The sequence below is a fragment of the Pseudomonas sp. FW305-7 genome (assembly GCF_058786735.1).
The window spans coordinates 1-25,177 of the sequence record NZ_JBYSZA010000029.1 but is presented as its reverse complement, the minus strand read 5'-3'; the positions used below and the strand labels follow the sequence as shown (position 1 = coordinate 25,177).

The window sequence follows — 25,177 nt, the reverse complement described above, 5'->3', positions numbered from 1 at the left end:
TGCCGGCTTCACGTCACCATCAGCGACCTTGAATGGCCTTCCTTGCACTTGGTATTAACCACAAGACTGCTTCAGTAGACGTCCGCGAGCGCGTGGCCTTTACCCCTGAGCAGCTGGTTGAGGCCCTGCAGCAGCTCTGCCGAATTACCGACAGCCGCGAAGCTGCGATCCTCTCCACCTGCAATCGCAGTGAGCTTTATATAGAACAGGATCAGCTTTCTGCGGATATCGTGCTGCGCTGGCTGGCCGACTATCACCATTTAAGCCTCGATGAGCTGCGCGCGAGTGCTTATGTGCATGAAGATGATGCGGCAGTTCGTCACATGATGCGCGTCGCCTCCGGGCTCGACTCGCTAGTGCTGGGCGAACCGCAGATTCTCGGCCAGATGAAATCGGCCTACGCCGTGGCCCGCGAGGCCGGCACCATCGGCCCGTTGCTGGGGCGACTGTTTCAAGCGACGTTCAACGCCGCCAAGCAAGTACGCACCGACACCGCCATCGGCGAAAACCCGGTGTCCGTGGCATTTGCCGCAGTCAGCCTGGCCAAGCAGATTTTCAGCGACCTGCAACGCAGCCAGGCCTTGCTGATCGGCGCCGGCGAGACCATCACCCTGGTCGCCCGTCACCTGCATGAGCTGGGGGTCAAGCGCATTGTCGTCGCCAACCGTACGCTGGAGCGCGCCAGCCTTTTGGCTGAACAGTTCGGCGCTCACGCGGTGCTGCTCTCGGACATCCCGGCAGAACTGGTGCGCAGCGACATCGTCATCAGTTCGACCGCCAGTCAGTTGCCGATTCTGGGTAAAGGCGCAGTCGAGAGCGCGTTGAAGCTGCGCAAGCACAAACCGATCTTCATGGTCGACATTGCCGTTCCCCGGGATATCGAACCGGAAGTCGGCGAGTTGGACGACGTTTACCTCTATAGCGTCGATGATCTCCACGAAGTGGTCGCCGAAAATCTCAAGAGTCGCCAGGGTGCAGCTCAGGCGGCCGAAGAAATGGTCTCGGTTGGCGCCGACGATTTCATGGTGCGTCTGCGCGAGCTGGCAGCGGTCGACGTGCTCAAGGCCTATCGTCAACAGAGCGAGCGTCTGCGTGACGAAGAGCTGCAAAAGGCCCTGCGTCTGCTGGCCAACGGCGGCAACGCCGAAGACGTGCTCGGGCAACTGGCCCGTGGCTTGACCAATAAACTCTTGCATGCGCCCAGCGTGCAATTGAAAAAGCTTTCTGCCGAAGGCCGCCTCGATGCGCTGGCCATGGCCCAGGAACTCTTCGCCCTCGAGGGCTCACCGGATAGCTTTTCGGATAAAAAACCGCAATGAAAGCGTCACTGCACAATAAGCTGGACACCCTCCAGGATCGTTTCGAGGAACTGACCGCGCTGCTCGGCGATGGCGAAATCATTGCCGATCAGGCCAAGTTCCGCGCCTATTCCAAGGAATACGCCGAACTCGAGCCGGTCGTACACGCCTATCAAAAGCTGCTCAGCGTACAAAGCGATCTTGAAGGCGCGCAGGCGCTGCTCAAGGACAGCGACCCGGACATGCGCGAAATGGCCGTGGAAGAAGTCCGCGAAGCCAAGGAATTGCTGATCACGCTGGAATCCGACCTGCAACGCATGTTGCTGCCCAAGGATCCCAACGACGGCCGCAACGTCTTCCTCGAAATTCGCGCCGGCACCGGCGGCGACGAGGCGGCAATATTCTCCGGCGACCTGTTCCGCATGTACTCGCGTTATGCCGAGCGTCGCGGCTGGCGTGTGGAAATTCTCTCGGAGAACGAAGGCGAACACGGTGGCTATAAAGAAGTCATCGCTCGCATCGAAGGCGACAACGTTTACGGCAAGTTGAAATTCGAATCCGGCGCGCACCGTGTACAGCGTGTACCCGCCACCGAATCCCAAGGCCGTATCCACACCTCGGCCTGCACCGTGGCAGTGTTGCCTGAGCCGGACGAGCGCGAAGCCATCGAGATCAACCCGGCGGATTTGCGCGTCGACACGTTCCGTTCCTCCGGGGCCGGTGGTCAGCACGTCAACACCACCGACTCGGCGATCCGCATCACGCACATACCGACCGGCACTGTCGTCGAGTGTCAGGAAGAGCGTTCCCAGCACAAGAACCGTGCCCGAGCGATGGCCTGGTTGTCGGCCAAGCTCAACGATCAGCAAACTGCAGCGGCGGCCAATGCCATCGCCAGCGAGCGTAAATTGCTCGTCGGTTCCGGCGACCGTTCCGAGCGCATCCGCACTTACAACTTTGCCCAGGGCCGGGTCACCGACCACCGCGTCAACCTGACCCTGTACTCGCTGGATGAAATTCTCGCCGGTGGCGTTGAAGCGGTGATCGAGCCGTTGCTGGCCGAATATCAGGCTGACCAACTCGCAGCGATAGGTGAATAAATGACCATCATTGCCAGCCTGTTGCGCGCCGCCGAACTGCCGGACTCACCGACTGCGCGTCTGGACGCCGAATTGCTACTCGCCGCCGCGCTGGGCAAGTCACGCAGTTTTCTCCACACCTGGCCCGAGCGCATCGTGCCGAGTGAAGCCGCGCTGACCTTTGCCGAGTACCTGCAACGTCGTCGCGGCGGCGAGCCGGTGGCCTACATTCTCGGCCAGCAAGGTTTCTGGAAACTCGATCTGGAAGTCGCGCCGCACACGCTGATCCCGCGCCCGGACACTGAACTGCTGGTGGAAGCGGCGTTGGAATTGCTGCCCGCGACCCCGGCCAAAGTGCTCGATCTCGGCACCGGCAGCGGCGCGATTGCTTTGGCCCTGGCCAGCGAGCGTCCGGCGTGGAAAGTCACCGCCGTGGACCGCGTACTGGAAGCGGTGGCCCTGGCTGAACGCAATCGCCAACGCCTGCACTTGAACAACGCTACCGTGCTGAGCAGCCATTGGTTCAGCGCGCTGGAAGGTCAGCGTTTCCAGCTGATCATCAGCAACCCGCCGTACATTGCCGCGACCGATCCGCATCTGGTCGAAGGCGATGTGCGCTTCGAACCGGCCAGTGCGCTGGTAGCCGGTGAAGACGGGCTCGACGATCTGCGCCTGATCGTCGACCAGGCGCCGGAGCATCTGCAGGCCGGCGGCTGGCTGATGCTCGAACATGGCTATGATCAAGCCGAAGCCGTGCGTGATCTGCTGCTGACGCGCGGTTTCGAAGAAGTCCACAGCCGCACCGATCTGGGCGGCCATCAACGGATCAGTCTGGGGCGCCTGCCGTGCTGAATGATCAAGAGCTGCTGCGTTACAGCCGACAGATTCTGCTGCAACACATCGACATTGATGGTCAGTTGAAGCTCAAAGACAGTCGTGTGTTGATCGTCGGCCTCGGCGGTCTCGGTGCACCGGTGGCCCTGTACTTGGCGGCGGCCGGAGTCGGTGAGCTGCATCTGGCGGATTTCGACACGGTCGATCTGACCAACCTGCAACGCCAGATTATTCATGACACCGACAGCGTCGGCATGAGCAAGGTCGACTCGGCGCTCAAGCGTCTGGGGGCGATCAATCCCGAAATCAAACTGGTCGCCCATCGTCAGGCGCTGGATGAGGATTCCCTCGCCGCTGCCGTGACGGCGGTGGATCTGGTGCTCGACTGTTCCGATAATTTTTCCACGCGTGAAGCGGTCAACGCTGCGTGCGTGGCCGCAGGCAAACCCTTGGTCAGCGGCGCGGCGATTCGCCTTGAGGGGCAACTCTCGGTGTTCGATCCGCGTCGCCCCGAGAGCCCGTGCTACCACTGTTTGTACGGGCACGGCAGCGAAGCCGAACTGACCTGCAGCGAAGCAGGTGTGGTCGGGCCGCTGGTTGGCCTGGTCGGCAGTCTGCAGGCGCTTGAGGCGTTGAAAGTGTTGGTCGGCTTCGGTGAACCACTGGTGGGCCGCTTGTTGTTGATCGATGCTCTGGGTTCGCGATTCCGCGAGTTGCGGGTCAAGCGTGATCCGGGTTGCAGCGTTTGCGGATCGCGACATGCGTGAGGCACCGATCGCGGTGTTCGATTCCGGTGTCGGCGGCTTGTCGGTATTGGCGGAAATCCAGCGCTTGCTGCCCAATGAATCGCTGCTGTATTTCGCCGATTGCGGGCACATTCCTTACGGCGAGAAAACCCCGGAATTCATTCGCCAACGCTGCGGCGTGATGGCGCGTTTTTTCCGCGAGCAGGGCGCCAAGGCATTGGTGGTTGCCTGCAATACCGCCACCGTCGCCGCTGCGGCCGATCTGCGCCGTGATTTTCCCGACTGGCCGATCGTTGGCATGGAGCCGGCGGTCAAACCGGCGGCTGCTGCAACGCGCAGCGGCGTGGTCGGCGTACTCGCCACTACCGGTACTTTGCAGAGTGCCAAGTTCGCCGCTTTGCTCGACCGCTTTGCCACCGATGTGCGGGTGGTCACTCAGCCGTGCCCGGGTCTGGTCGAGTTGATCGAGAGCGGCGATCTGCGCAGTGCCGAGCTGCGCCAGTTGCTGCAAAGCTATGTCGATCCGCTGTTGGCCAACGGGTGTGACACTATTATTCTCGGCTGCACGCACTATCCCTTCCTCAAGCCGATGCTCAAGTCGATGGTCCCCCAGACCATCAGCCTGATCGATACCGGCGCCGCCGTGGCGCGGCAACTTCAACGTCTTTTGGCCGAACGCGACTTGCTCGCTGAGGGGCCCGACCAAGCGGTCAGATTCTGGACCAGTGGTGACCCGCAGCACTTCCGCAAAACCCTGCCGCTGTTGGGGCAGACCGTGGGCGACGTGCAAAACTTCAGTTTGTAAAAAAAATGTGAAATAACCGAAAAATCAGCTGAACTTCTGATCAAGCGCTGACTTCTATAGCGATGAGTTACCTGGAAAACCAAACGATCGTTCCGGAAAGGGAAGTTTCAAAGTGAAGCGACTATTCTGTTTGGCCGCGATTGCGGCCGCACTGATGGGGCAAAGTATTACCGCACAAGCCGCCGGCGTTGAATTCGCCGTCGGTGCTACCAGCGATTCGACCATGACCTATCGCCTGGGAATGAATTTCGACTGGGACAAGAGCTGGCTGCAAAGCGACGTCGGTCGCCTGACCGGTTACTGGAGTGGCGCCTACACCTACTGGGAAGGTGACAAGACCTCCAGCAACAACAGCCTGTCGTTCTCGCCGGTATTCGTTTACGAATTTGCCGGCCAGTCGATGAAACCGTATGTCGAGGCGGGGATTGGTGTCGCGGCGTTCTCCAACACCAAATATGAGTCGAACAATCTTGGCGGTTCCTTCCAGTTCGAAGACCGTCTCGGTTTTGGTCTGCGCTTCAATGGCGGGCATGAAGTCGGGATTCGTGCGACGCACTATTCCAACGCGGGCCTTTCCAGCGACAACGACGGGGTAGAAAGCTACGCGCTGCATTACACGATGCCGTTGTAAGCAGTACGCATAACCCCTGTAGGCCTTCGCCTGCTCGCGATTGCGGAGTGTCAGTCAAACAAATGTTGGCTGACACACCGCAATCGCGAGCAGGCTCACTCCTACATTTGTTTTAGGGTGTGCTTGGGATCAGCGGTACGCCGTGGCGATGCCCTGGCGCTCTTCGATGCACTCCGGCGCACCCATCTCGAACTCGCGGCAGATCAGCGGACGTTTCTCGTAAATCGTGCACATCATCGTGTCGCGATCCAGCGCCGCACACCAACCGTCGTCCAGACGCAGCATCACTTCGCCGCCCCACTCATCGGTATCGATAAAGCGATCAGGCACGCCCGTGTCGGTGATCAGCATCACTTCGAGCTGGCAGCAGCAGGCTGCGCACGTCGAACAGGTGACCGCCGGTTCGGCGATCTGGAGGTGGGGGATGGTTTTCATGGCCGGCAGTGTAAGGCAGTGCTTGCCGCGTGTGTGAATGCTCTGACAGACGCTCACTGGCCCAGGCGTCGAGCCATCAGGTGGAGCAGCGGAAACAGCAGCGCCCAGAGCAAGCCGATGCCGATCAGGCTGGGTAACTCGCCGTAGGGAAATTGCACCCCGGCCAAGTGTCCGCCACCGCAATAAGACAAGGCGCCGCCGCCGGCACCGAGCACGCTGGCCAGCCACCATGGCCGGGCGCTCCACGCCAGACAATGGCGCAAGGTGGTGGCGAGCAACGCCCACAGCAACATCAGCCACAGCGGAATCAACGGCGATGGATCCTGAAAGTCGAACACGCCGAGGCCACGCAAAGCGCTGTCCACGGCAGTGCCGACAATCACCACACTCAGTATCAAGCGGCCCTCGGCTGCCCAACTGCTGATCCAGCGCAGATGGATCACCAGCACCGCCAATGCCACTAGCAGCCACAAACTGTTGCCGCCGAGCACGCAGGTCAGCCAGCCGATCTGGAACAACACGGCATTGGCGATCCGCTCAAGCATCGAAGCGTCCGAGCAGCGGCGCCGGCATCGCCGCCGGTTTGGCCAGCAGCAATTGCGCCGTGCCGATGGTGCGCTCGAGGAAGCCACCCTCGCAGTAGCACAGGTAAAACTCCCACAGCCGCAGGAAATAATCGTCATAGCCCAGCTCGCTCAAGCGACCGTGAGCGCGCCGAAAATTCTCGTGCCACAGGCGCAAGGTCTTGGCGTAATGCAAACCGAAATCTTCCATGTGCAGCAGGTTCATATCGGTGTCACGGCTGACGATTTCGAGCATCTTCTGCACGCAGGGCAGGGCCCCGCCGGGGAAGATGTAGCGCTGGATGAAATCGACGCCGCGCTTGGCCTGTTCATAGCGCTGCTCGCGAATGGTGATCGCCTGGATCAGCATCAGGCCGTTGCTCTTGAGCAGGTGTGCGCATTGTTTGAAGTAGGTCGGCAGGAAGCGGTGGCCGACCGCTTCGATCATCTCGATCGACACCAGTTTGTCGTACTCGCCGGTAAGGTCGCGGTAGTCCTTGAGCAGCAGCGTCACCTGATCCTGCAAGCCCAATTGTTCGATGCGCCGGGCGGTGAAGGCGTACTGCTCTTTCGACAGCGTGGTGGTGGTCACGCGGCAGCCGTAATGCTGCGCGGCATAAAGTGCCATGCTGCCCCAGCCGGTGCCGATTTCCAGCAGGTGATCCTCGGGCTTGAGCGCAAGCTTCTGGCAGATCCGCTCCAACTTGTTCAGTTGCGCCTGTTCCAGGCTGTCCTCGGGGGTGAGGAACTGCGCGGCGGAATACATCATGGTCGGGTCGAGAAACTGCTCGAACAGATCGTTGCCAAGGTCGTAGTGCGCGGCGATGTTTTTCTGCGAACCCTTGCGGGTGTTGCGGTTGAGCCAGTGCAAGCCTTGCACCAGCGGCCGGCCGAGACGGGCCAGCCCGCCCTCCATCGCATCGAGCACGTCGAGGTTGCTGACGAACACCCGCACCACGGCGGTCAGGTCCGGCGAACTCCAGTAACCGTGGATAAATGCTTCGCCGGCGCCGATCGAGCCATTGCTGGCGACCATGCCCCAGGCTGCCGGATCGAGTACATGGATCTCGCCCAGCAAAGGGCTGCCCTTGGTGCCGAACAGCATCTGCTCACCGTCCTCGACCACCAGCAACTGGCCGTGTTTGAGCTGAGCCATTTGCCGCAACACACCGCGACGCAGCAGCGATCCTGTCAGGCCGTTGGTGCTGAACAGGCTGGCCGAAAGGCTAGAGGATTTCATGGCGGTGCTCCCTGGGAGGCGCTTTAGCGGTTTGAAAGCTGCCATCGGCAGCCTGATGAGCAAAGATCGGTGCGCGTTTGACCAGCAGTCGCATGGCTTGCCAATAGATCGCCAAAGCGGTTTTCGCGGTCATCCACGGAAAGCGTCGCAAGTAACGATGCAGGCTATGACGGTCGAGCGTTTCGCGTTGCAGATTGAGGGTCGCGTCGAACAGCTTCTCTTCGCCCTGCCAGTCGGCCATGTGCACGCCGAGGTTTTGCGCGGCGGGGCTGAAGCTCATGCGGTATTCAAGATCGCGTGGCAAAAATGGCGATACGTGAAACGCCTTCGCCACCGCGAAATGTTGATGGTGTTCATGCCGACCCGCCGGCAGCACGTAGTGGTAGCGCTCGCGCCACGGCGTGTTGGTGACTTCGCAGACAATCGCCGCCAGTTGCCCATCGGCTTCATGGCAATAAAAGAAACTCACCGGATTGAACGCCAGGCCCCAACTGCGCGGTTGCGTCAGCAGGCACACCGCGCCTTGTGGTTCATGACCGATGGCGATGCCGACCTGCTGGCGCACCGCGTCGATCAGGCGCATGCCGGTGCCGGTAAAGGCTTTGAGGTAGTCGCTCTCGCGAAATGAAAACGGCGCAAAACGGCTGCGGCTGGCCAATGGCGACAGGCCGAGGACCGCGTCCTGTTCTGTCAGATCGAGGTAGAGCAAACCGATCCGGTAGCGAAACTCATGCCGGCGCGGCGCGAAACGCCGATGGCCGATCCAGCCGCTGTACAGGGCGCTGTTCATAAGGTTTCCCCGAACGCCGCCGCCACGCGCAATGCGCTGACCACGCCGTCTTCATGAAAACCGTTGGCCCAGTAGGCGCCGCAATAATGCGTGTTGTGCACGCCGTCCAGTTCGCTCCAGCGGTTCTGCGCAGCGACGGCGGCAAGGCTGAATTGCGGATGGGCGTAGGTGTATTTGGCGAGCACTTTGAACGGGCTGATGCCGGCGCTCTGATTGAGGCTGACGCAGAACGTGGTGTCGCTCTCGATCCCTTGCAGGATGTTCATGTCATAGGTCACGGCTGCATGCGTATGGCCCGCGCCGTTCAGACGAAAATTCCAGCTCGCCCACGCCAGTTTGCGTCTAGGCAGCAGGCGCGTATCGGTGTGCAACACCACTTCGTTGTCGGCGTAGGGCAGGGCGCCGAGGATCGCCTGTTCGGCGTCGCTCGGGCTGGCGAGCAGTTGCAGGGCTTGATCGCTGTGACAGGCGAACACCACTTTGTCGAAATGCTCGATGCCTGCCGGGCTGTGGATAACCACGCCGTGTTCGTCGCGATCAACGCGAGTCACCGGGCAGTTCAGGCGAATCTTGTCCTTGAACGTTGCCGTCAGCGGCGCGATGTAGGCGCTGGAGCCACCTTCGATGACCTGCCATTGCGGGCGATCACTGACTGACAGCAAACCATGATTCTTGAAGAAACGCAGAAAGAACTGCAGTGGAAAATTGAGCATCTCGGCCATCGGCATCGACCAGATCGCCGCCCCCATCGGCACGATGTAATGCAGGATGAAGCGCTCGCCATAGCCGCCGGCCTTGAGGTAATCGTCGAGGGTCATGTCAGCGGCGATGCGCAGTTCGGCGAGGTCGCGCTGGGCTTCTTTATTAAAGCGCAGGATGTCCCGCAGCATGCCCCAGAAGCCCGGCGACAGCAGGTTGCGGCGCTGGGCGAACAGGCTGTTGAGGTTGTTGCCGTTGTACTCAAGGCCAGTGTCCGGATCGCTCACCGAAAAGCTCATTTCGGTCGGCTTGAAGCGCACGCCGATCTGGCCCAGCAGGCGAATGAAGTTCGGGTAGGTCCAGTCGTTGAACACGATAAAACCGGTGTCCACCGCGTATTGGCGATCCTCGACTGTGACTTGCACGGTGTGCGTGTGGCCACCGACCCAGTCGCTGGCCTCGAACACCGTGACGTCATGCCGGCGATTGAGCAGGTAGGCGCAGGTCAGCCCGGCGATTCCGCTACCGACGATGGCTATTTTCATGCTGGATCCCGCAGTGGCGGTGGTTTGCGCACCATGCGTTTGCCGATCATCAATTGCACACGGGCGGGCAGTTTCGACAACGGCCACAGCGCCGCCATGAACAGCGCCGGAAAAGCGATCTCCAGCGGACGGTCCTTGAGTTTGGCGAAGATGTGCCGCGCGGCTTTATCCACAGGCCAGCTCAACGGCATCGGAAAATCATTCTTGGCGGTCAGCGGTGTTTCGACAAAGCCCGGGCTGATCACGGTGACTTCAATGCCCTCATCGGCCAGATCAATGCGCAGCGATTCGAACAGATAACGCAGCCCGGCCTTCGATGCTCCGTAGGCTTCGGCCCGGGGCAGCGGCAGGTAAGTCACCGAACTGGCCATGCCGACCAGATGCGGCGCCGTGCCTTTGCGCAGCAGCGGCAGGGCGGCTTCGATGCAGTAGCTGCTGGCGAGCAGATTGGTGCGCACCACATGTTCGACGATGGAGGAATCGAATTGCCGGGCATCGACATATTCACAGGTGCCGGCATTGAGGATCACCGAGTCCAGCGAGCCCCAATCCTCGGCAATCTGCTGGCCGATTTCGCGCACGGTCTGGCTGTTGGTCAAATCCCCCGGCACCACCAGCACTTGCCCGGGATAACGCTGCGAGAGCACTTTGAGCGCAGCGACCTGGCGGGAACTGACGGCCAGGTGCGCGCCGGTTTTCAGAATCTCTTCAGCCAGAGCCGCACCGATGCCACTGCTGGCACCGGTCAGCCAATAACGCCGTGGAGTTGTACGACTCATCCCATTCTCCTTTTCAGCCAGGCGATCACTCGGCCCAATACGGGTAAATGTTCATACAGCAACGCCCCGGCATCGAAATAATCCCGATGGCGATAAACCTTGTCGCGCCACAGCAGGTGCGAGCAGCCTGCGACACGAATCTCCCTGCCACTGGCCAGACGCGGATGGCGGTAACTCATGACCCAACGCAGATAACCTTCACCCTCGCTGATCTGGTCAAAACCGTGAAAATCGAAGCGCAGCTCACTGACGTTGGCGTACAACTCAGTGAAGTAGTCGCGCAGTTGCGCCAGCCCCTGAACTTCGTGCAGCGGGTCGGTGAAATGAATGTCGTCGCTGTACAACTCGCCCAGGCGTTGCAGATTGTCTTTGTTCAACGCTGAAAATTGCCGGGCGAAGTTGCGCAGGAAATCACTCATCGGCCTCTCCGATAGACGTACGCGAAGGCAGGTTCTTGAAGGCGGTTAGCGCGCGTTCCCGCGAGGCGCTGAGGTTGACGATCGGGGGCGGATAATCCGCGACGCCAAACAAGCCGCCGGCGCTGGCCGGGTTGTGCACCTGCTTTTTGTCGAGGTCGGCCAATTCCGGCAGCCAGTGCTTGATGAACAGGCCTTCGCTGTCGAATTTTTCCGACTGGCTCAACGGGTTGAAAATGCGGAAGTACGGCGCCGAATCGGTGCCGGTCGACGAGCTCCATTGCCAGCCGCCGTTGTTCGCCGCCAGATCCCCATCGATCAGATGCCGCATGAAAAAGCGTTCGCCTTCACGCCAATCGATCAGCAGGTTCTTGGTCAGGAACATCGCCACGACCATGCGCAGACGATTGTGCATCCAGCCGGTTTCGAGCAATTGGCGCATCGCCGCATCAATGATCGGCAGGCCGGTGCGCGCCTCTTGCCACGCCAGCAGATCGTCCGGCGCGTCACGCCAGGCCAGCGCTTCGGTTTCCGGGCGGAACGCGCGGTGGCGTGAGACCCGTGGATAGCCGACCAGAATGTGTTTATAGAATTCGCGCCAGAGCAGTTCGTTAATCCACGTGACCGCACCGACCTTGCCGCTTTCGAATTCCCCCTGATTGCTTTGCAGGGCAGCGTGCAGGCATTGGCGCGGCGAGATCACACCCGCTGCGAGATAGGCCGAAAGCTGACTGGTGCCGGGTTTGGCCGGGAAGTCGCGTTCATTTTTGTAGTAGTCGATCTGAGCGTCGGCGAAGGTGTCGAGACGCCGCCGGGCTTCCTGCTCGCCCGCCGGCCACAAGTCGCGCAGCGACTCACTCGGGGTAGCAAAGCCTTTGACCGCCGCAGGAATCGGGTCGCTGTCGATGTTCAGTGGCGATTGTTTGCCGGGAGTTTTCACCAGCGCCGGCATCGAACGGTGCAGGCGTTCGTAGCAGACTTTGCGGAACTGGCTGAACACCTGAAAGTACGTGCCGGTCTTGGTCAGCACGGTGCCGGGCTTGAACAGCAGTTGGTCGAGGTAGCTGTGAAATTCGATGCCCTCGGCACGCAATACCTCGGCCACCGCGGCATCGCGACGCGTTTCGTGGACGCCGTATTCTTCGTTGACATGCACCGCCTCGATATTCAGTTGCCGACAAAGTTTGAGCAGCTCTGCCGGCGCCTGATCCCAATGCGCCGCCGTACGAATCAGCAACGGAATGTTCAGTTGAGCGAGACCGTTGCTCAGCTCTGTCAGGTTGCGCAGCCAGAAATCGACCTTGCAGGCGGCGTCGTCATGTTCAAGCCATTGCTCTGGGCTCAACAGATACACAGCAACCGTCGGGCCGCGCGCTGTGGCGGCCGCGAGTGCGGTGTTGTCGTGTTGGCGCAAGTCGCTGCGCAGCCAGATCAATTGCATATCGGTAGTCGTCGCGTCCATTAAATCAGCCCACGCTGAACGAGTGCCTGGTGCGCTGATAGCGCGTCTTCAGCCAGGTACAGATCAGCCATCTCGCAAGTTTTTACGGACAACTCGGCGTGGTGGATGCACACCGTTGGTCCGACGATCATTTTTGGGCAACCGACGCCAGCCAAAAGTTTTGGCAACTGCCCAGGCTGCATGGCTTTGCTGGAATACAGCAGTACGCCGCGCGCTTGCAGATGTTCGACCGCCAGTGCCAGCTCTCCGGCCGGCACCGGCCAGTCAAACACTTGTACCGGGCAATCGGCGCTGCTGATCAGCCACGCGCACAGCCACAGATGAGGTTCCAGTGGCAGGTCGGAATGATTGATCAGCAACAGAGGGGCGGCGTGCAATTGACGATTGTTATGGTAGATGCGTGCGCCGAATTTGCTGCGTAACCATGAATAAAAAAAGACTTGCTCCATCTGCGCGCCGAACTGGCCCTGCCAGCGCTGTTCGAGTTCGGCCAGCAGCGGCAGTAGCAATTGCTCGCACAGCGTGCGCGGCGGGTAGAGCGCCATGGCTTGATTGACGCTGTCGTCGAGGGCGCGTTCGTCGAGTTGAGTAACGGCCGCCAGTAGCGCCTGTTGCAAACGTTGCCAGTCGTTTTCCACTGGTTCGCTGAAGGCCTGCGCCGTGTCGAGCAGCGGCTTGACCTGACTGACCGCGACGCCGCGATTGAGCCAGGTGAGGATGGTCAGGATGCGTTGCACATGTTCGGCCGAATACAACCGGTGCCCCTTGGGCGTGCGCTGGGGGATGACCAAGCCGTAACGGCGCTCCCATGCACGCAGGGTGATCGCATTGACGCCAGTCTGGCGCGCCACTTCGCGAATCGGCAACCAGCCTTCGTCGAGGGCTTTCTTGAAGTCGGCGCCGAGGTCTTCCTGGGCGCTGGTGTCGAGTTTGTCGTTCATCAAATGGCGTTTCGCAGGCTGAGATTTTCCGGGTGCGGCTGTAGGTAAACCTGCTGCGCAATGTATGGATCGGGATGGAGACGGAAGTGATGCTTGAGCAGCGTCAGCGGCACCACCAGCGGCACGATGCCTTGGCGGTACTGGCCGATGACGTGAACCATTTCCTGTTTATCTTCGGCGCTGATCGCCTGTTTCAGATAGCCGCTGATGTGCAGCAGCACGTTGCAGTGAGTACCGCGTGTGGCGCATTTTTTCAGTGCCGCCATCAGTTGGCTGAAATAGCGCGGGCCGAGTTCGGCGGGATCGCTCTGCGCCATGTTGCCCAACAGCTTGCCCAGCGCTTTGTATTGCGGCGGGTTGTGGGCCATCAGCAGGTATTTGTAGCGTGAGTGGAATTCGGTGAGCGCGCGGCGGCTCAAGCCTTGAGCGAGCACTTGCTGCCAGGCGCTGTAGGCGAGCACGCGAGTGATGAAGTTTTCCCGCAGCACCGGATCGTTGAGGCGTCCGGCTTCTTCCACCGGCAGGTCCGGGTGTTGTGCGCAGAAAGCCTGGGCGTAGATGCCGCGTCCACCGCCATTCACCGGGGCGCCGTTGGCGTGATAGACCTTGACTCGTTCGAGGCCGCAGGACGGTGATTGCTGCATGAAGATATAGCCGCAGAGGTCATCGAGTTCGGCGGCCATTTTTTGCCCGTATTCGGCAAGGGGGGCGGTGACGTTGATCGCCGGGTTGACGGTGCCGATGGCTTCGGGGTTTTGTGGGTCGCCGACCAGGCGGATCGGCTCGCGGGGAATACCCAGGCCGATGGCGACTTCCGGGCAGAGCGGGACGAATTCGAAATATTCAGCGAGCGTGCGGCTGCACAGCCGCGATTCCTTGTGTCCGCCGTTGTAGCGCACCTCGGCACCCAGCAGGCAAGCGCTGATGGCTATCTTTGGTTTGAGCGCGGAAGGTTCGGACATGGGCACCTCAAATCTATACCTGTACACAGAACGATCTCTGTACAACTTTTTATTAGCATAGATTCAATGGTGTACAAGTCAAACAATTTGTATAGGTTTTGAGGTTGAATGCGATCTCTGTAGGAGTGAGCCTGCTCGCGATCGCGGTCGGGCATTCAATGTTTGTGTTGACTGACAAACTGTCATCGCGAGCAGGCTCACTCCTACAAGGGGATCTATTGCCAACCCAATAACCAGTGTTCGCTGTTTTTGAGGCTGTGCCAATCGAGTCGTTCGGCACGTTTGGTCAACACCGCTTGCAGTTCAACTTCCAGCACCGTGCCGTCCTCATCACGGATCAGTTCGGTGACCAGAAAATGCTTTTCGCGGTTCTGCGGGTGGGCTGCTGTCCATTTCGACAGCAGCAGTTTTTGCGGATTGAGGCGGTTCACTGCAGGTGTTCGTGCAAACGGCGAGCGGCTTCCTGGCCGCTGAGCCAGGCACCCTCAACGCGCCCGGACAGGCACCAGTCGCCGCAGGCGTACAAGCCCAGATCGGCATCCGCCAGCGTGCCCCATTCGTGGCCGGTTGCAGGCCGGGCGTAGAGCCAGCGGTGGGCGAGGCTGAAGGTCGGCGCGGGCATGGCGCTGTGCAACAGTTCGGCGAACGCACCGTGCAGTTGCTCGATCACCGCTTCCTTGGGCAGGTCGATGTGTTGCCGGCTCCAGGCACTGGTGGCGTGCAGCACCCAGGTGTCGAGGGTGTTGTCGCGCCCGGGTTTGCTACGGTTGCGCGCCAGCCAGTCGAGCGGGCTGTCTTGCACGAAGCAGCCTTCGATGGGCGTATCCAGTGGCGTATCAAAGGCGAGGGCGACGGCCCAGGTCGGGTCCATTTTCACCCCGGCGGCGGCGCCGGCCAGTTTCGGTGCGGCGGCCAGCAGCGCGGTGGCTTGCGGTGCCGGCGTGGCAATCACGACATGGCTGAAGGGCCCGTGGGTGAAGCCTTCGGCGTCTTGCAGATGCCAGTGTTCTTCGCCACGAAAGACCTCGGTGATGCGGCAGGCGAAATGCACCTCCAGACTGTCGAGCAAGCCACGAGTGATGGCGCTCATCCGTGGCGCGCCGACCCAGCGCGTCTGCTCGTCCGGCGACAGGTTCAGTTGTCCACCCTGGAATGTGTAGAGCTGCGGCGTCCACTCAGCGACCCAGCCCTGGCTTTGCCAACGCTGGACCTCGGTGACGAAACGCCGGTCGCGGGCGGTGAAATATTGTGCGCCCATGTCCAGCGATCCGGCGTCGCTGCGCTTGCTCGACATGCGTCCGCCGCTGCCTCGGCTTTTATCGAACAATTGGACGGTGTGCCCGGTCTCAGTCAGAGCCTGAGCAGCCGAGAGACCGGCGATGCCGGTGCCGATGATTGCGATAGGTACAGTCATAGGGGCCTCGTTTACCTTTCTGTACAGACTACGCCGTGGATGAAACCTGTACAATTTTGTTTTTTGGTATAACTTCCAGCATTCTCGTTCTGACAGCTTGGCCTATGGTTAAACAATAGAGCCTGCCCAATAGAAAAGATCCCTGCTTATAAAAATAGACTAGTGATCCGGGTAAAACGCCACGCGAGGAAGAAGTCATGCACATATTGCTGACCGGCGGTACTGGTTTGATAGGGCGCCAGCTCTGCCGGCATTGGTTGGCGCAGGGCCATCGCTTGTCGGTGTGGAGCCGGCGCCCGGAAAAAGTTGGCAAAATCTGTGGTGCTCAGGTGCGTGGTATCGCGCGTCTGGAAGACCTCGGTGATGAGCCCGTGGACGCCATTATCAATCTGGCCGGTGCGCCGATTGCCGATCGACTGTGGACGCATCGGCGCAAAGCGCTGCTGTGGAGCAGTCGTATCAAGCTGACGGAAACCCTGTTGGCCTGGCTCGAAACACGGGCGCAGAAACCCGCGCTGCTGATTTCCGGATCGGCGATTGGCTGGTACGGCGACGGCGGTGAGCGTGAGCTGAGCGAAGACTCGCCGCCGGTGATCGACGATTTCGCCAGCCAGTTGTGCATCGCCTGGGAGGAAACCGCCCTGCGTGCCGAATCGCTGGGGATCCGTGTGGTGCTGGTGCGCACCGGTCTGGTGCTGTCGGCCGAGGGCGGCTTTTTGTCGCGGCTGTTGCTGCCGTTCAAACTCGGGCTGGGCGGGCCGTTGGGCAATGGTCGGCAGTGGATGCCATGGATTCACATCGATGATCAAATCGCCCTGATTGATTTTCTTCTGCACCGCGATCAGGCGCGTGGTCCTTATAATGCGTGCGCGCCAAAACCTGTGCGCAATCGCGAATTTGCCAAGACGCTGGGCAGCGTATTGCACCGCCCGGCGTTCATGCCGATGCCGACGCTGGCGTTGAAAGTCGGCCTTGGCGAAATGTCTTTGTTGTTGCTCGGCGGCCAACGGGCCACGCCGGCACGCTTGCTGGAAGCGGGCTTCACTTTCCAGTTCACGGATTTACGCGCGGCCCTGGATGATCTCTCCAGCCGCCTCTGAAATAGGACGTTGCATGACCGATCACGCCTTGCTTCTGGTCAACCTGGGTTCCCCGGCCTCCACCTCGGTGGCCGACGTGCGCAGCTACCTCAATCAATTTCTGATGGACCCGTATGTGATCGACCTGCCGTGGCCGGTGCGGCGTCTGCTGGTCTCGTTGATCCTGATCAAACGCCCCGAGCAATCGGCGCATGCCTACGCGTCGATCTGGTGGGAGGAAGGCTCGCCGCTGGTGGTGCTCAGCCGGCGCTTGCAAGAGCAGATGAAGGCGCAGTGGAAACACGGCCCGGTCGATTTGGCGATGCGTTACGGCGAGCCTTCCATTGAAACGTGCCTGACCAGACTGGTCGCAGCGGGGCACAAGCGCATCACGCTGGCGCCACTTTATCCACAGTTTGCCGACAGCACGACGACCACGGTGATCGAAGAGGCCAAGCGTGTGATCCGGGCGAAGAAGCTCGATGTGCAGTTGTCGATCCTGCAACCATTCTACGATCAGCCGGAATACCTCGAAGCCTTGGTCGCCAGCGCCAAGCCGCATTTGCAGCAGGATTACGATCACTTGTTGCTGAGCTTTCACGGTTTGCCGGAACGGCATCTGACCAAGCTCGACCCGACCGGCAATCACTGCTTCAAGAATGAAGACTGCTGCAAGAACGCTTCACCGGCGGTATTGGCCACCTGTTATCGCGCGCAGTGCCTGCGTACTGCGGCGCTTTTCGCCGAGCGCATGGGCTTGCCGGATGGCAAATGGTCGGTGTCCTTTCAGTCACGATTGGGCAGGGCGAAATGGATCGAACCGTACACCGAAGCGCGGCTGGATGAACTGGCAAAAAGTGGCGTGAAAAAGATTCTGGTGATGTGCCCGGCGTTCGTTGCCGACTGCATCGAGACGCTGGAAGAGATCGGTGATCGCGGCAAGGAACAGTTCCGCGAAGCGGGGGGCGAGGAGCTGGTGCTGGTGCCGTGCCTCAATGACGACCCGCAATGGGCGAAGGCGTTGGCCACCCTGTGTGAACGAGCGCCGTTGGCCCTCTAAAAGCCAAAAGCATCGCGGGCAAGCCCGCTCCCACATGATCGTTCCCACGCTCTGCGTGGGAATGCCTCTAGGGACGCTCTGCGTCCAGTGAAGCGGAGCGTCACGGGCTGCGTTCCCACGCAGAGCGTGGGAACGATCAGAGGTTAGATCAGCGGTTCATCCGCCTTCTTGTTCTTCCAGCCATCATTGCCCGGCAGAATCAGGTTCAGCGCAATCGCCACCACCGCGCACAGCGCGATGCCTTTGAGGCCGAAATCGTCAGGACCAGTGCCGGTACCGACGAGTACACCGCCAATGCCGAAAACCAGCGTCACCGAAACGATCACCAGGTTGCGCGCCTCGCCCAGGTCGATCTTGTGACGGATCAGGGTGTTCATCCCCACCGCCGCGATCGAACCGAACAACAGGCACAGAATCCCGCCCATCACCGGCACCGGAATGCTTTGCAGCAGCGCCCCAAACTTGCCGATGAACGCCAGGCTGATGGCGAAGATCGCCGCCCAGGTCATGATTTTCGGGTTGTAGTTCTTGGTCAGCATCACCGCGCCAGTCACTTCGGCGTACGTAGTGTTAGGCGGACCGCCGAACAGGCCGGCAGCCGTGGTGGCAATGCCGTCACCCAGCAGGGTGCGGTGCAAGCCCGGCTTCTTCAGGTAATCGCGACCGGTCACGCTGCCAACGGCAATCACGCCACCGATGTGCTCGATGGCCGGAGCCAATGCCACGGGAACGATGAACAGAATCGCCTGCCAGTTGAACTCCGGCGCAGTGAAGTGCGGAATCGCGAACCACGGCGCAGCGGCAATCTTCGCGGTGTCGACCACGCCGAAATAGAACGCCATGCCGAAGCCGACCAGTACGCCCGAGATGATCGGCACCAGACGGAAGATGCCTTTGCCGAACACCGCCACGATCAACGTGGTCAGCAGCGCCGGCATCGAGATCATCATCGCGGTCTGGTAGTGGATCAGTTCGGAGCCATCGCCAGCCTTGCCCATCGCCATGTTCGCGGCAATCGGCGCCATGGCCAGGCCGATGGAAATGATCACCGGACCGATCACCACCGGCGGCAGCAGACGGTCAATGAACCCGGTGCCTTTGATCTTCACGGCGAGGCCGAGGAAGGTGTAGACGAAACCGGCCGCCATCACACCGCCCATGGTCGCGGCAAGGCCGAATTGGCCCTTGGCGAGGATGATCGGGGTGATGAAAGCGAAGCTCGACGCCAGAAACACCGGCACCTGACGCCCGGTGACGATCTGGAACAGAATCGTCCCTAAGCCCGCGGTAAACAGTGCCACGTTCGGGTCCAGGCCGGTGATCAGCGGCATCAGCACCAAAGCGCCGAAAGCCACGAACAGCATCTGGGCGCCGGACAGCACCGTGCGCCAGAGCGGATCGTTGAACTCTTGCTGCATGGTCACGCGTCCTTCTGCTTGGTGCCGAAGATCTTGTCACCCGCATCGCCAAGCCCAGGAATGATGTAACCGTGTTCGTTCAAACGCTCATCAATGGACGCGGTGTAGATGGTCACGTCCGGGTGAGCCTTCTCGACGGCAGCAATGCCTTCCGGCGCGGCAACCAGCACCATCGCGCGGATGTCTTTGCAGCCAGCCTTTTTCAGCAGGTCAATGGTCGCAACCATCGAGCTGCCGGTGGCGAGCATCGGGTCGATGATCATCGCCAACCGTTCGTCGATTTCCGGAACCAGTTTTTCCAGATAGGTGTGGGCTTGCAGGGTTTCTTCGTTGCGGGCGACACCCACAGCGGAAACCTTGGCACCCGGGATCAGGCTCAGCACGCCTTCCAGCATGCCGATGCCGGCGCGCAGGATCGGCACGACGGTGATCTTCTTGCCGGCGATTTTCTCGACCGACACGGTGCCGCACCAACCTGCGATATCGTAGGATTCGAGCGGCAAATCTTTTGTAGCTTCATAGGTCAACAGGGCGCCGACTTCCTGAGCAAGCTCGCGGAAATTCTTGGTGCTGATGTCAGCGCGGCGCATCAGGCCGAGTTTATGGCGGATCAGCGGGTGGCGGATCTCGAGGATGGGCATGGAAAAACTCCGGCGGCGGGCAAAAAAACCGGCCTAGATTAATCTATCCGAGGGTGATGTCCTATAGGACATTGAGTACGTTAGTCCATTAAGGCTTGATTCGACCTCGCGGGATGCGTACCTTTGCCCGCTTTTCCGAAAAACATCCCCCTGGAGAGCGCCATGTCCGCTGATCTCGAGCATATCCGTCAAATCATGCGAGAGGCTGACTGCCTGTACACCGAGTCTGAAGTCGAGGCTGCCATCGCCCGCGTCGGTGCACAAATCAACGAACAACTGGCTGACAGCAACCCGGTGGTGTTCTGCGTGATGAACGGCGGCCTGATCTTCTCCGGCAAGCTGCTGACTCACCTGCAATTCCCGCTGGAAGCGTCCTACCTGCACGCTACCCGCTATCGCAACGAAACCAGCGGCGGCGACCTGTTCTGGAAAGCCAAGCCGGAAGTTTCGTTCATCGACCGCGACGTGCTGATCATCGACGACATCCTCGACGAAGGTCACACCCTGGGCGCGATCATCGACTTCTGCAAACACGCCGGCGCGCGCAAAGTGCACACCGCCGTGCTGATCGACAAGGATCACGACCGCAAGGCGCGTCCTGACCTGAAAGCCGATTTCGTCGGCCTGCCGTGCGTTGACCGTTACATCTTCGGTTACGGCATGGACTACAAAGGCTACTGGCGCAACGCCAACGGGATCTTTGCCGTTAAAGGCATGTAATCCCGGGCTAGCCCGATCCCTGTGGGAGCGGGCTTGCCCGCGATGGCGGACTGTCTGACACATCAATGTTGGATGTGCCGACGCTATCGCGGGCAAGCCACGCTCCCACAGTTGTTTTGTGTGTGCTGATCCGTTTTGTACACCCATGCTAGAGTGCTCGGCCCCGCCTCCGGAGCCTGTCATGCGCCTCTTGATCCGCAGCTTTGCCGCCATGTTGCTGGCCATCAGCCTGCCAATTTCTGCCGCCCCGGCCCCGATGCACAGCCAATTCCTGCCGCCGGACGATCTGACCCTGCGCGATGCCGAACCTGAACAGCAACAGCTGCTGCAGGTCACCGACTATTCCGTGGTAGTCGGCGCGCAACGCCAATCCAATCAACAACCGATCCCGGTCACATCCCCGCTGATGATCCGCCTCAAGGGCAAATCCCTGAACAAAGGCGCGACGATCACTCAGGTGCTGGTCAATTTCGATGGCGAAAGCAAAAGCCTGAAAAAGCCGCTGTATGACGACAAGAGCAAAACCCTGACGTTGTTCTACCCGCTGGCCCAATATCGCGTGGTCATCGATTTGCTGCGCAACGATACCGTCTATGTGCAGTTTCTCAGCTACGCCAATGGTCATATCTGGGCCGATTTGCACACCGGCAGCGTGCGCACGCGTTGAGCCCGGCGGCAGGGCAGGGGTAAACTGCCCGCCCCGTGTAATGTCTGCGAGCTGGAGTCGGCAATGCGTAAAGATAAGAAACAAGTGATTGGTGACGAGATCGGCGATGAGCAGATCAAGCTGTTCCTCGATTTTGAGCCGGTCGACACCACTTCGCCGTCGCTGCACAAACTGGTCAAGGCTTATCGTGGTCTGCGCATTGATGATTTCGAGCGCTTTCTGACCTTCTTTGTCGAGGCAGGATATGACGTCGATGGCAAGGACGAGCAGGGCAAGACCTTCGTTGACCTGATCGCTGATCAACGCAACGCCCCGGACTACATCGAGCTGATCGAAAAGTCCCGTACCTGAGGTCACCCGATACCTGTGGCGAGGGGATTCATCCCCGATGGGCTGCGAAGCGGCCCCAATGGCTGAGTACAAGGTGTGTCAGGTAAATCGCATTCAATGGTTTTGCGACTGCTGCGCAGCCGATCGGGGCGGTGCGACGTTTCGCCAAATCCCCTCGCCACAAAAGTAGGTGAGCCAGCAGTGTTGGTTTTTACCCCAGCATAAAAAAACGCCCCGCACTCACTGAGTACGGGGCGTTTTTCATGCCGCAAGATCAAGCGAAGCTTGGGGTCTCGCTGCTTTCTTCAACCAGTTCCAGGGCGATGTTGTTCTGCGTGTTGATCTTGCGATACAGCGCAGCATCGGTTTCCAGAACTTTTTCACGGGCCGGGAAGATCTCGGCCAGTTTGCCAGCCCATTCACCCTTGGCCTTGGCCGGGAAGCACTTCTCGATCAGTTCCAGCATGATCGAAACAGTCACCGAAGCGCCTGGCGAAGCGCCGAGCAGGGCGGCGAGGGAGCCGTCCTTCGCGGCCACCAGTTCGGTACCGAACTGCAGGATGCCACCCTTTTTCGGGTCTTTCTTGATGATCTGCACCCGTTGGCCGGCCACTTCCAGGCGCCAGTCTTCGGCTTTCGCCTCAGGGTAGAAGCGGCGCAGGGAGTCCAGGCGCTGCTCCATCGATTGCATCACTTCGCTGACCAGATATTTGGTCAGGTCCATGTTGTTTTTCGCCACCGCCAGCATTGGGCCGATGTTGCCGGCGCGAACCGACAGCGGCAGGTCCATGAAGGAACCGTGCTTGAGGAACTTGGTGGTGAAACCGGCGTATGGCCCGAACAGCAGGGATTTCTTGCCATCGACCACGCGGGTGTCCAGGTGCGGCACCGACATCGGCGGAGAGCCGACGGCAGCCTGGCTGTAAACCTTGGCCTGGTGATGCTTGACCACTTCCGGGTTGTCGCAACGCAGCCACTGGCCGCTGATCGGGAAGCCGCCGAAGCCTTTGCTTTCTTCGATGCCCGAGGCTTGCAGCAGTGGCAGAGCCGCGCCGCCCGCGCCAAGGAAGACGAACTTGGCGTCGACTTCACGGCTGCTGCCGCTGTTGACGTCCTTGATGCTGACGGTCCAGCCGGCGCCATTACGCTTGAGGCCGGTCACGCGTTTGCAGTATTTGACTTGAGTGTCCGGCGCGCTGGTCAGGTGCTTGAGCAACTGATTGGTCAGGGCGCCGAAATTGACGTCGGTGCCGTTCATCACGCGGGTGGCAGCGAGGACTTCGTCCGGCGAACGGCCCGGCATCATCAGCGGCATCCACTCGGCCATTTTGGCCTTGTCTTCGGTGTATTCCATGTCGGAGAAGGCGTGGTGCTTGCTCAGCACGTTGAAGCGTTCCTTGAGGAACGACACGCCTTTGTCGCCCTGCACGAAACTCAGGTGCGGCACCGGACTGATGAAGGATTTGCACGAGCCGAAGGTGCCTTTCTTGGTCAGGTAAGACCAGAACTGCTTGGACACTTCGAACTGGGTGTTGATGTGCACGGCTTTCTTGATGTCGACGGTGCCGTCGGCAGCCTGCGGCGTGTAGTTCAGCTCGCACAGGCCGGCGTGACCGGTACCGGCGTTGTTCCACGGGTTGGAACTCTCCGCGGCACCGGAATCCATCAGCTCGACGACTTCCAGCTTGATCGCGGGGTCGAGCTCTTTGAGCAGCACGGCAAGGGTGGCACTCATGATGCCGGCCCCAACCAGTACTACGTCGACTGCTTCGTTATGCGCCATTTAACGCGTCTCCAAAATCTGCAGCACCAAATTGTCGGCATGGCTGCCAGGCGTTCCGGGACAGATCTGTTGTGCCCCAGCTATCCATGGTCAGGTCGCCATGTCCGAATCTTCGCAATTTTTCGCAACTTCGACGGATGCGTGCGGCCTGGCTTCAAGAGCTCCATGAACTCATTTCAGCACGTGGCTGGCAATTCGACTTATGGTCGAGACATCCGTTTTTGTGCAACCAAATCCGTAGCGGACAGGCTTCAGGCTCCGATATTCGAGGTATACCCGGTCCTGTGTCGTTGGGCTGTTTCAGACGCTAATGGTGCATGTTCAGACGCAAAACTATTCATTTGCTCGCCACACTCTTGTGAAGTTGTGAAAACCCGTTTTTTTCACGCTCTTTTGAAGACGTGAACCTCAAAAAGGGCTGTCGAAGCCTGGCACCGTGCCCGCAAAGGCAAAACAGCTCGGTGGCAGAGCGTAATGACAGCTCTGCAGATTCGCGAAAAGCGGGGTTTTGCCGGAAGAACAGGCAAGCGCGCCAACTTCACTCGATCTGTGTGGGCGGCTCTCTGTGGGCGATTTTGATGCCAATGCAAGCGCATTGACGCTGTTGCGGGGCCCGATCAGGAGACGTCCTTATAATCGGGGGGAGATTGTATCGAAGAAATGCGCGGAGTTGCTCGTGTTTAATGACTTTTATTAGGCATCCGGTCAGATGCTCAACTGCACCTGGGCCCGTGCGCGCATTTGTCGCGGTACGACCCGTGCGCTGGCCGGCAGCGGCTGGTTCAACCAGGTGAGGCGGATTTCTTCGATTTCCACCCAGCCATCGCCCATCGGTTGCAGGCTGCACTGCTTGAACGCCTGGCAGTGGCCGTTGCGGTCGAGCAGGGCAAAGCTGCGGTGCAGCGGGCGTGGAGCGAACAACGAGATCAGATAACGCATGGCCGAGTACCTTGTTGGAGGGCTGATTGGAAGGTTGCCCAACGGCCGTGACGTCAAGGTGTATGGGCGGTGAAGAATCTGTGACAGGAACCGCTTTCGACGGGGTTTGTCAGACATTTCAGTATTCACTGCGCGATGCTGGTGAGCTGCAGTGGCCCACCGCTATACTGCCGGCTTGTTTGTGCCTGATTCTGGAGAGAAGAGCATGTTGCAACGCCTGTTGTTCGGTTTGATCACTGTGGCCGGTTTGACCCTGGCCGGCTGCGCCCACAGCCCGCAACAACTGAGCCCGGAGCCGAAACTGACCACGCAGTTGGCTGCGGTCGGCCGTGGCCAGCCTGTGGTAGTACGTGTGGTCGACGGTCGTCCGTCGCCAACCCTCGGCACCCGTGGCGGTCTGTACCCGGAAACCAGCGCCATCACCGTGCAACGCGAGCAGATCCTGCCGAAGTTGCAGGCTCAGGCTGAAGCCGCCGTGCGCCTGCTCGGCTTCACCCCGACCAACAATGCGCCAAACGCGCCGCAGCTGACCGTGACCCTGGCCGAGCTGAAATACCAGTCGCCGAAAGAGGGCATGTACGTGACTGAAGCCACCATTGGCGCGACCTTCCGCTCCGACGTGCAGAACGCCAACCGTCGCTACAGCGGCCGTTACGGTGCTTCGCTGGACCAGCGTTTCGGCATGGCACCGAACCAGGAAACCAACACCAAACTGGTCAGCGATGTATTGAGCGATGCGTTGACGCGTCTGTTCAAGGACCCGACTGTGGGTCAGGTGCTTGCTGAGTAAGGCAATCGCCTGATGTGAAAAAGCCCGGGGCCAGTGATGGTTTCGGGCTTTTTTTTGGGGGTCAGGATTGGAATTTGTGTTGTATGGGAGAGCGATCCCCCTCACCCCAGC

The 25,177-nt window shown here is 60.1% G+C and carries 28 protein-coding genes; 12 read left to right on the top strand and 16 right to left on the bottom strand.

What is annotated here, in order from left to right:
* The first annotated feature begins 32 nt into the window (after positions 1-32).
* The 6 genes from hemA to AC3WMT_RS25685 all read left to right on the top strand — a co-directional run bounded on the left by hemA (position 33) and on the right by AC3WMT_RS25685 (position 5,393).
* Entirely contained in the window at positions 33-1,319 is a 1,287-nt protein-coding gene (hemA, locus tag AC3WMT_RS25710) for a glutamyl-tRNA reductase (protein WP_103306074.1), read from the top strand.
* On the top strand, positions 1,316-2,398 hold the full coding sequence (gene prfA / locus AC3WMT_RS25705) for a peptide chain release factor 1 (RefSeq protein ID WP_103306075.1): 1,083 nt from the start codon (positions 1,316-1,318) through the stop codon (positions 2,396-2,398). The genes hemA and prfA overlap by 4 nt, the downstream gene beginning before the upstream one ends.
* On the top strand, positions 2,399-3,229 hold the full coding sequence (gene prmC, locus AC3WMT_RS25700) for a peptide chain release factor N(5)-glutamine methyltransferase (protein WP_103306076.1): 831 nt from the start codon (positions 2,399-2,401) through the stop codon (positions 3,227-3,229).
* On the top strand, positions 3,223-3,978 hold the full coding sequence (locus AC3WMT_RS25695; protein ID WP_103306077.1) for a molybdopterin-synthase adenylyltransferase MoeB: 756 nt from the start codon (positions 3,223-3,225) through the stop codon (positions 3,976-3,978). The genes prmC and AC3WMT_RS25695 overlap by 7 nt, the downstream gene beginning before the upstream one ends.
* Positions 3,971-4,762 (top strand): glutamate racemase, encoded by a 792-nt coding sequence (gene murI, locus AC3WMT_RS25690; protein ID WP_103306078.1) that lies wholly within the window; start codon positions 3,971-3,973, stop codon positions 4,760-4,762. Before AC3WMT_RS25695 ends, murI begins: the two co-directional genes overlap by 8 nt.
* Positions 4,763-4,874: 112 nt before the next feature.
* A complete protein-coding gene (locus AC3WMT_RS25685) occupies positions 4,875-5,393 on the top strand; it encodes an acyloxyacyl hydrolase (RefSeq protein WP_103306079.1) in 519 nt (172 codons plus the stop codon).
* 129 nt (positions 5,394-5,522) lie between these two features.
* Here the strand turns inward: AC3WMT_RS25685 and AC3WMT_RS25680 are convergent, their stop codons facing one another.
* From AC3WMT_RS25680 to AC3WMT_RS25625, 12 genes are all read right to left on the bottom strand, one after another.
* The gene (locus AC3WMT_RS25680) at positions 5,523-5,828 is read right to left on the bottom strand and encodes a YkgJ family cysteine cluster protein (protein ID WP_103306080.1); all 306 of its coding nucleotides are present in this window, start codon (positions 5,826-5,828) and stop codon (positions 5,523-5,525) included.
* A 53-nt stretch (positions 5,829-5,881) separates the two neighbouring features.
* Positions 5,882-6,373 (bottom strand): DUF2878 domain-containing protein, encoded by a 492-nt coding sequence (locus AC3WMT_RS25675; RefSeq protein WP_103306081.1) that lies wholly within the window; start codon positions 6,371-6,373, stop codon positions 5,882-5,884.
* Positions 6,366-7,631, bottom strand: coding sequence for an SAM-dependent methyltransferase (locus tag AC3WMT_RS25670; protein WP_103306082.1), 1,266 nt, complete (start codon positions 7,629-7,631; stop codon positions 6,366-6,368). Before AC3WMT_RS25670 ends, AC3WMT_RS25675 begins: the two co-directional genes overlap by 8 nt.
* Positions 7,618-8,421, bottom strand: coding sequence for a DUF1365 domain-containing protein (locus AC3WMT_RS25665; protein ID WP_103306083.1), 804 nt, complete (start codon positions 8,419-8,421; stop codon positions 7,618-7,620). Before AC3WMT_RS25665 ends, AC3WMT_RS25670 begins: the two co-directional genes overlap by 14 nt.
* Positions 8,418-9,665, bottom strand: coding sequence for an NAD(P)/FAD-dependent oxidoreductase (locus AC3WMT_RS25660; RefSeq protein ID WP_103306084.1), 1,248 nt, complete (start codon positions 9,663-9,665; stop codon positions 8,418-8,420). The genes AC3WMT_RS25665 and AC3WMT_RS25660 overlap by 4 nt, the downstream gene beginning before the upstream one ends.
* Positions 9,662-10,444, bottom strand: a complete 783-nt coding sequence (locus AC3WMT_RS25655; RefSeq protein WP_103306085.1) for an SDR family NAD(P)-dependent oxidoreductase — start codon at positions 10,442-10,444, stop codon at positions 9,662-9,664. The genes AC3WMT_RS25660 and AC3WMT_RS25655 overlap by 4 nt, the downstream gene beginning before the upstream one ends.
* Entirely contained in the window at positions 10,441-10,863 is a 423-nt protein-coding gene (locus AC3WMT_RS25650) for a nuclear transport factor 2 family protein (protein WP_103306086.1), read from the bottom strand. The genes AC3WMT_RS25655 and AC3WMT_RS25650 overlap by 4 nt, the downstream gene beginning before the upstream one ends.
* On the bottom strand, positions 10,856-12,301 hold the full coding sequence (gene phrB, locus AC3WMT_RS25645) for a deoxyribodipyrimidine photo-lyase (RefSeq protein WP_177431447.1): 1,446 nt from the start codon (positions 12,299-12,301) through the stop codon (positions 10,856-10,858). Before phrB ends, AC3WMT_RS25650 begins: the two co-directional genes overlap by 8 nt.
* 20 nt (positions 12,302-12,321) lie before the next feature.
* Positions 12,322-13,263 (bottom strand): MerR family transcriptional regulator, encoded by a 942-nt coding sequence (locus AC3WMT_RS25640; RefSeq protein WP_103306088.1) that lies wholly within the window; start codon positions 13,261-13,263, stop codon positions 12,322-12,324.
* The gene (locus AC3WMT_RS25635) at positions 13,263-14,225 is read right to left on the bottom strand and encodes a YbgA family protein (protein WP_103306089.1); all 963 of its coding nucleotides are present in this window, start codon (positions 14,223-14,225) and stop codon (positions 13,263-13,265) included. Before AC3WMT_RS25635 ends, AC3WMT_RS25640 begins: the two co-directional genes overlap by 1 nt.
* A 215-nt stretch (positions 14,226-14,440) precedes the next feature.
* Positions 14,441-14,656, bottom strand: coding sequence for a TIGR02450 family Trp-rich protein (locus AC3WMT_RS25630; protein ID WP_103306090.1), 216 nt, complete (start codon positions 14,654-14,656; stop codon positions 14,441-14,443).
* Positions 14,653-15,639 (bottom strand): NAD(P)/FAD-dependent oxidoreductase, encoded by a 987-nt coding sequence (locus AC3WMT_RS25625; protein ID WP_103306091.1) that lies wholly within the window; start codon positions 15,637-15,639, stop codon positions 14,653-14,655. The genes AC3WMT_RS25630 and AC3WMT_RS25625 overlap by 4 nt, the downstream gene beginning before the upstream one ends.
* Positions 15,640-15,836: 197 nt before the next feature.
* Between AC3WMT_RS25625 and AC3WMT_RS25620 the strand changes: the two genes are divergently transcribed.
* Positions 15,837-16,739, top strand: a complete 903-nt coding sequence (locus AC3WMT_RS25620; RefSeq protein ID WP_103306092.1) for a TIGR01777 family oxidoreductase — start codon at positions 15,837-15,839, stop codon at positions 16,737-16,739.
* 13 nt (positions 16,740-16,752) lie between these two features.
* Positions 16,753-17,778 carry a ferrochelatase gene (gene hemH, locus AC3WMT_RS25615; RefSeq protein ID WP_103306093.1) on the top strand — a complete coding sequence of 342 codons (1,026 nt, stop codon included), beginning with the start codon at positions 16,753-16,755 and terminating at the stop codon, positions 17,776-17,778.
* A gap of 143 nt (positions 17,779-17,921) precedes the next feature.
* Here the strand turns inward: hemH and AC3WMT_RS25610 are convergent, their stop codons facing one another.
* Together AC3WMT_RS25610 and upp are read right to left on the bottom strand one after the other, a co-directional pair.
* Positions 17,922-19,196, bottom strand: a complete 1,275-nt coding sequence (locus tag AC3WMT_RS25610) for a uracil-xanthine permease family protein (RefSeq protein WP_103306094.1) — start codon at positions 19,194-19,196, stop codon at positions 17,922-17,924.
* Between the two features lie 2 nt (positions 19,197-19,198).
* Entirely contained in the window at positions 19,199-19,837 is a 639-nt protein-coding gene (upp, locus tag AC3WMT_RS25605) for a uracil phosphoribosyltransferase (RefSeq protein WP_007912842.1), read from the bottom strand.
* Positions 19,838-19,999: 162 nt separating this feature from the next.
* On the opposite strand from upp, the gene AC3WMT_RS25600 reads away from it, so the two are divergent.
* The 3 genes from AC3WMT_RS25600 (at position 20,000) to AC3WMT_RS25590 (ending at position 21,575) form a co-directional block, all read left to right on the top strand.
* Positions 20,000-20,557 carry a hypoxanthine-guanine phosphoribosyltransferase gene (locus AC3WMT_RS25600; protein WP_003228116.1) on the top strand — a complete coding sequence of 186 codons (558 nt, stop codon included), beginning with the start codon at positions 20,000-20,002 and terminating at the stop codon, positions 20,555-20,557.
* Between the two features lie 181 nt (positions 20,558-20,738).
* Entirely contained in the window at positions 20,739-21,224 is a 486-nt protein-coding gene (locus tag AC3WMT_RS25595; protein WP_103306095.1) for a hypothetical protein, read from the top strand.
* Positions 21,225-21,287: 63 nt separating this feature from the next.
* Positions 21,288-21,575: a PA4642 family protein gene (locus AC3WMT_RS25590; RefSeq protein ID WP_103306096.1), complete on the top strand. Its 288-nt coding sequence runs from the start codon at positions 21,288-21,290 to the stop codon at positions 21,573-21,575.
* A 253-nt stretch (positions 21,576-21,828) separates the two neighbouring features.
* Here AC3WMT_RS25590 and mqo read toward each other — a convergent pair whose 3' ends face one another.
* Together mqo and AC3WMT_RS25580 are read right to left on the bottom strand one after the other, a co-directional pair.
* Positions 21,829-23,337, bottom strand: a complete 1,509-nt coding sequence (mqo, locus tag AC3WMT_RS25585; RefSeq protein WP_103306097.1) for a malate dehydrogenase (quinone) — start codon at positions 23,335-23,337, stop codon at positions 21,829-21,831.
* A 705-nt stretch (positions 23,338-24,042) separates the two neighbouring features.
* Positions 24,043-24,276, bottom strand: coding sequence for a hypothetical protein (locus tag AC3WMT_RS25580; protein ID WP_042561026.1), 234 nt, complete (start codon positions 24,274-24,276; stop codon positions 24,043-24,045).
* A gap of 205 nt (positions 24,277-24,481) precedes the next feature.
* On the opposite strand from AC3WMT_RS25580, the gene AC3WMT_RS25575 reads away from it, so the two are divergent.
* Positions 24,482-25,066, top strand: coding sequence for a YajG family lipoprotein (locus tag AC3WMT_RS25575; protein ID WP_095190594.1), 585 nt, complete (start codon positions 24,482-24,484; stop codon positions 25,064-25,066).
* Positions 25,067-25,177 lie beyond the last annotated feature (111 nt).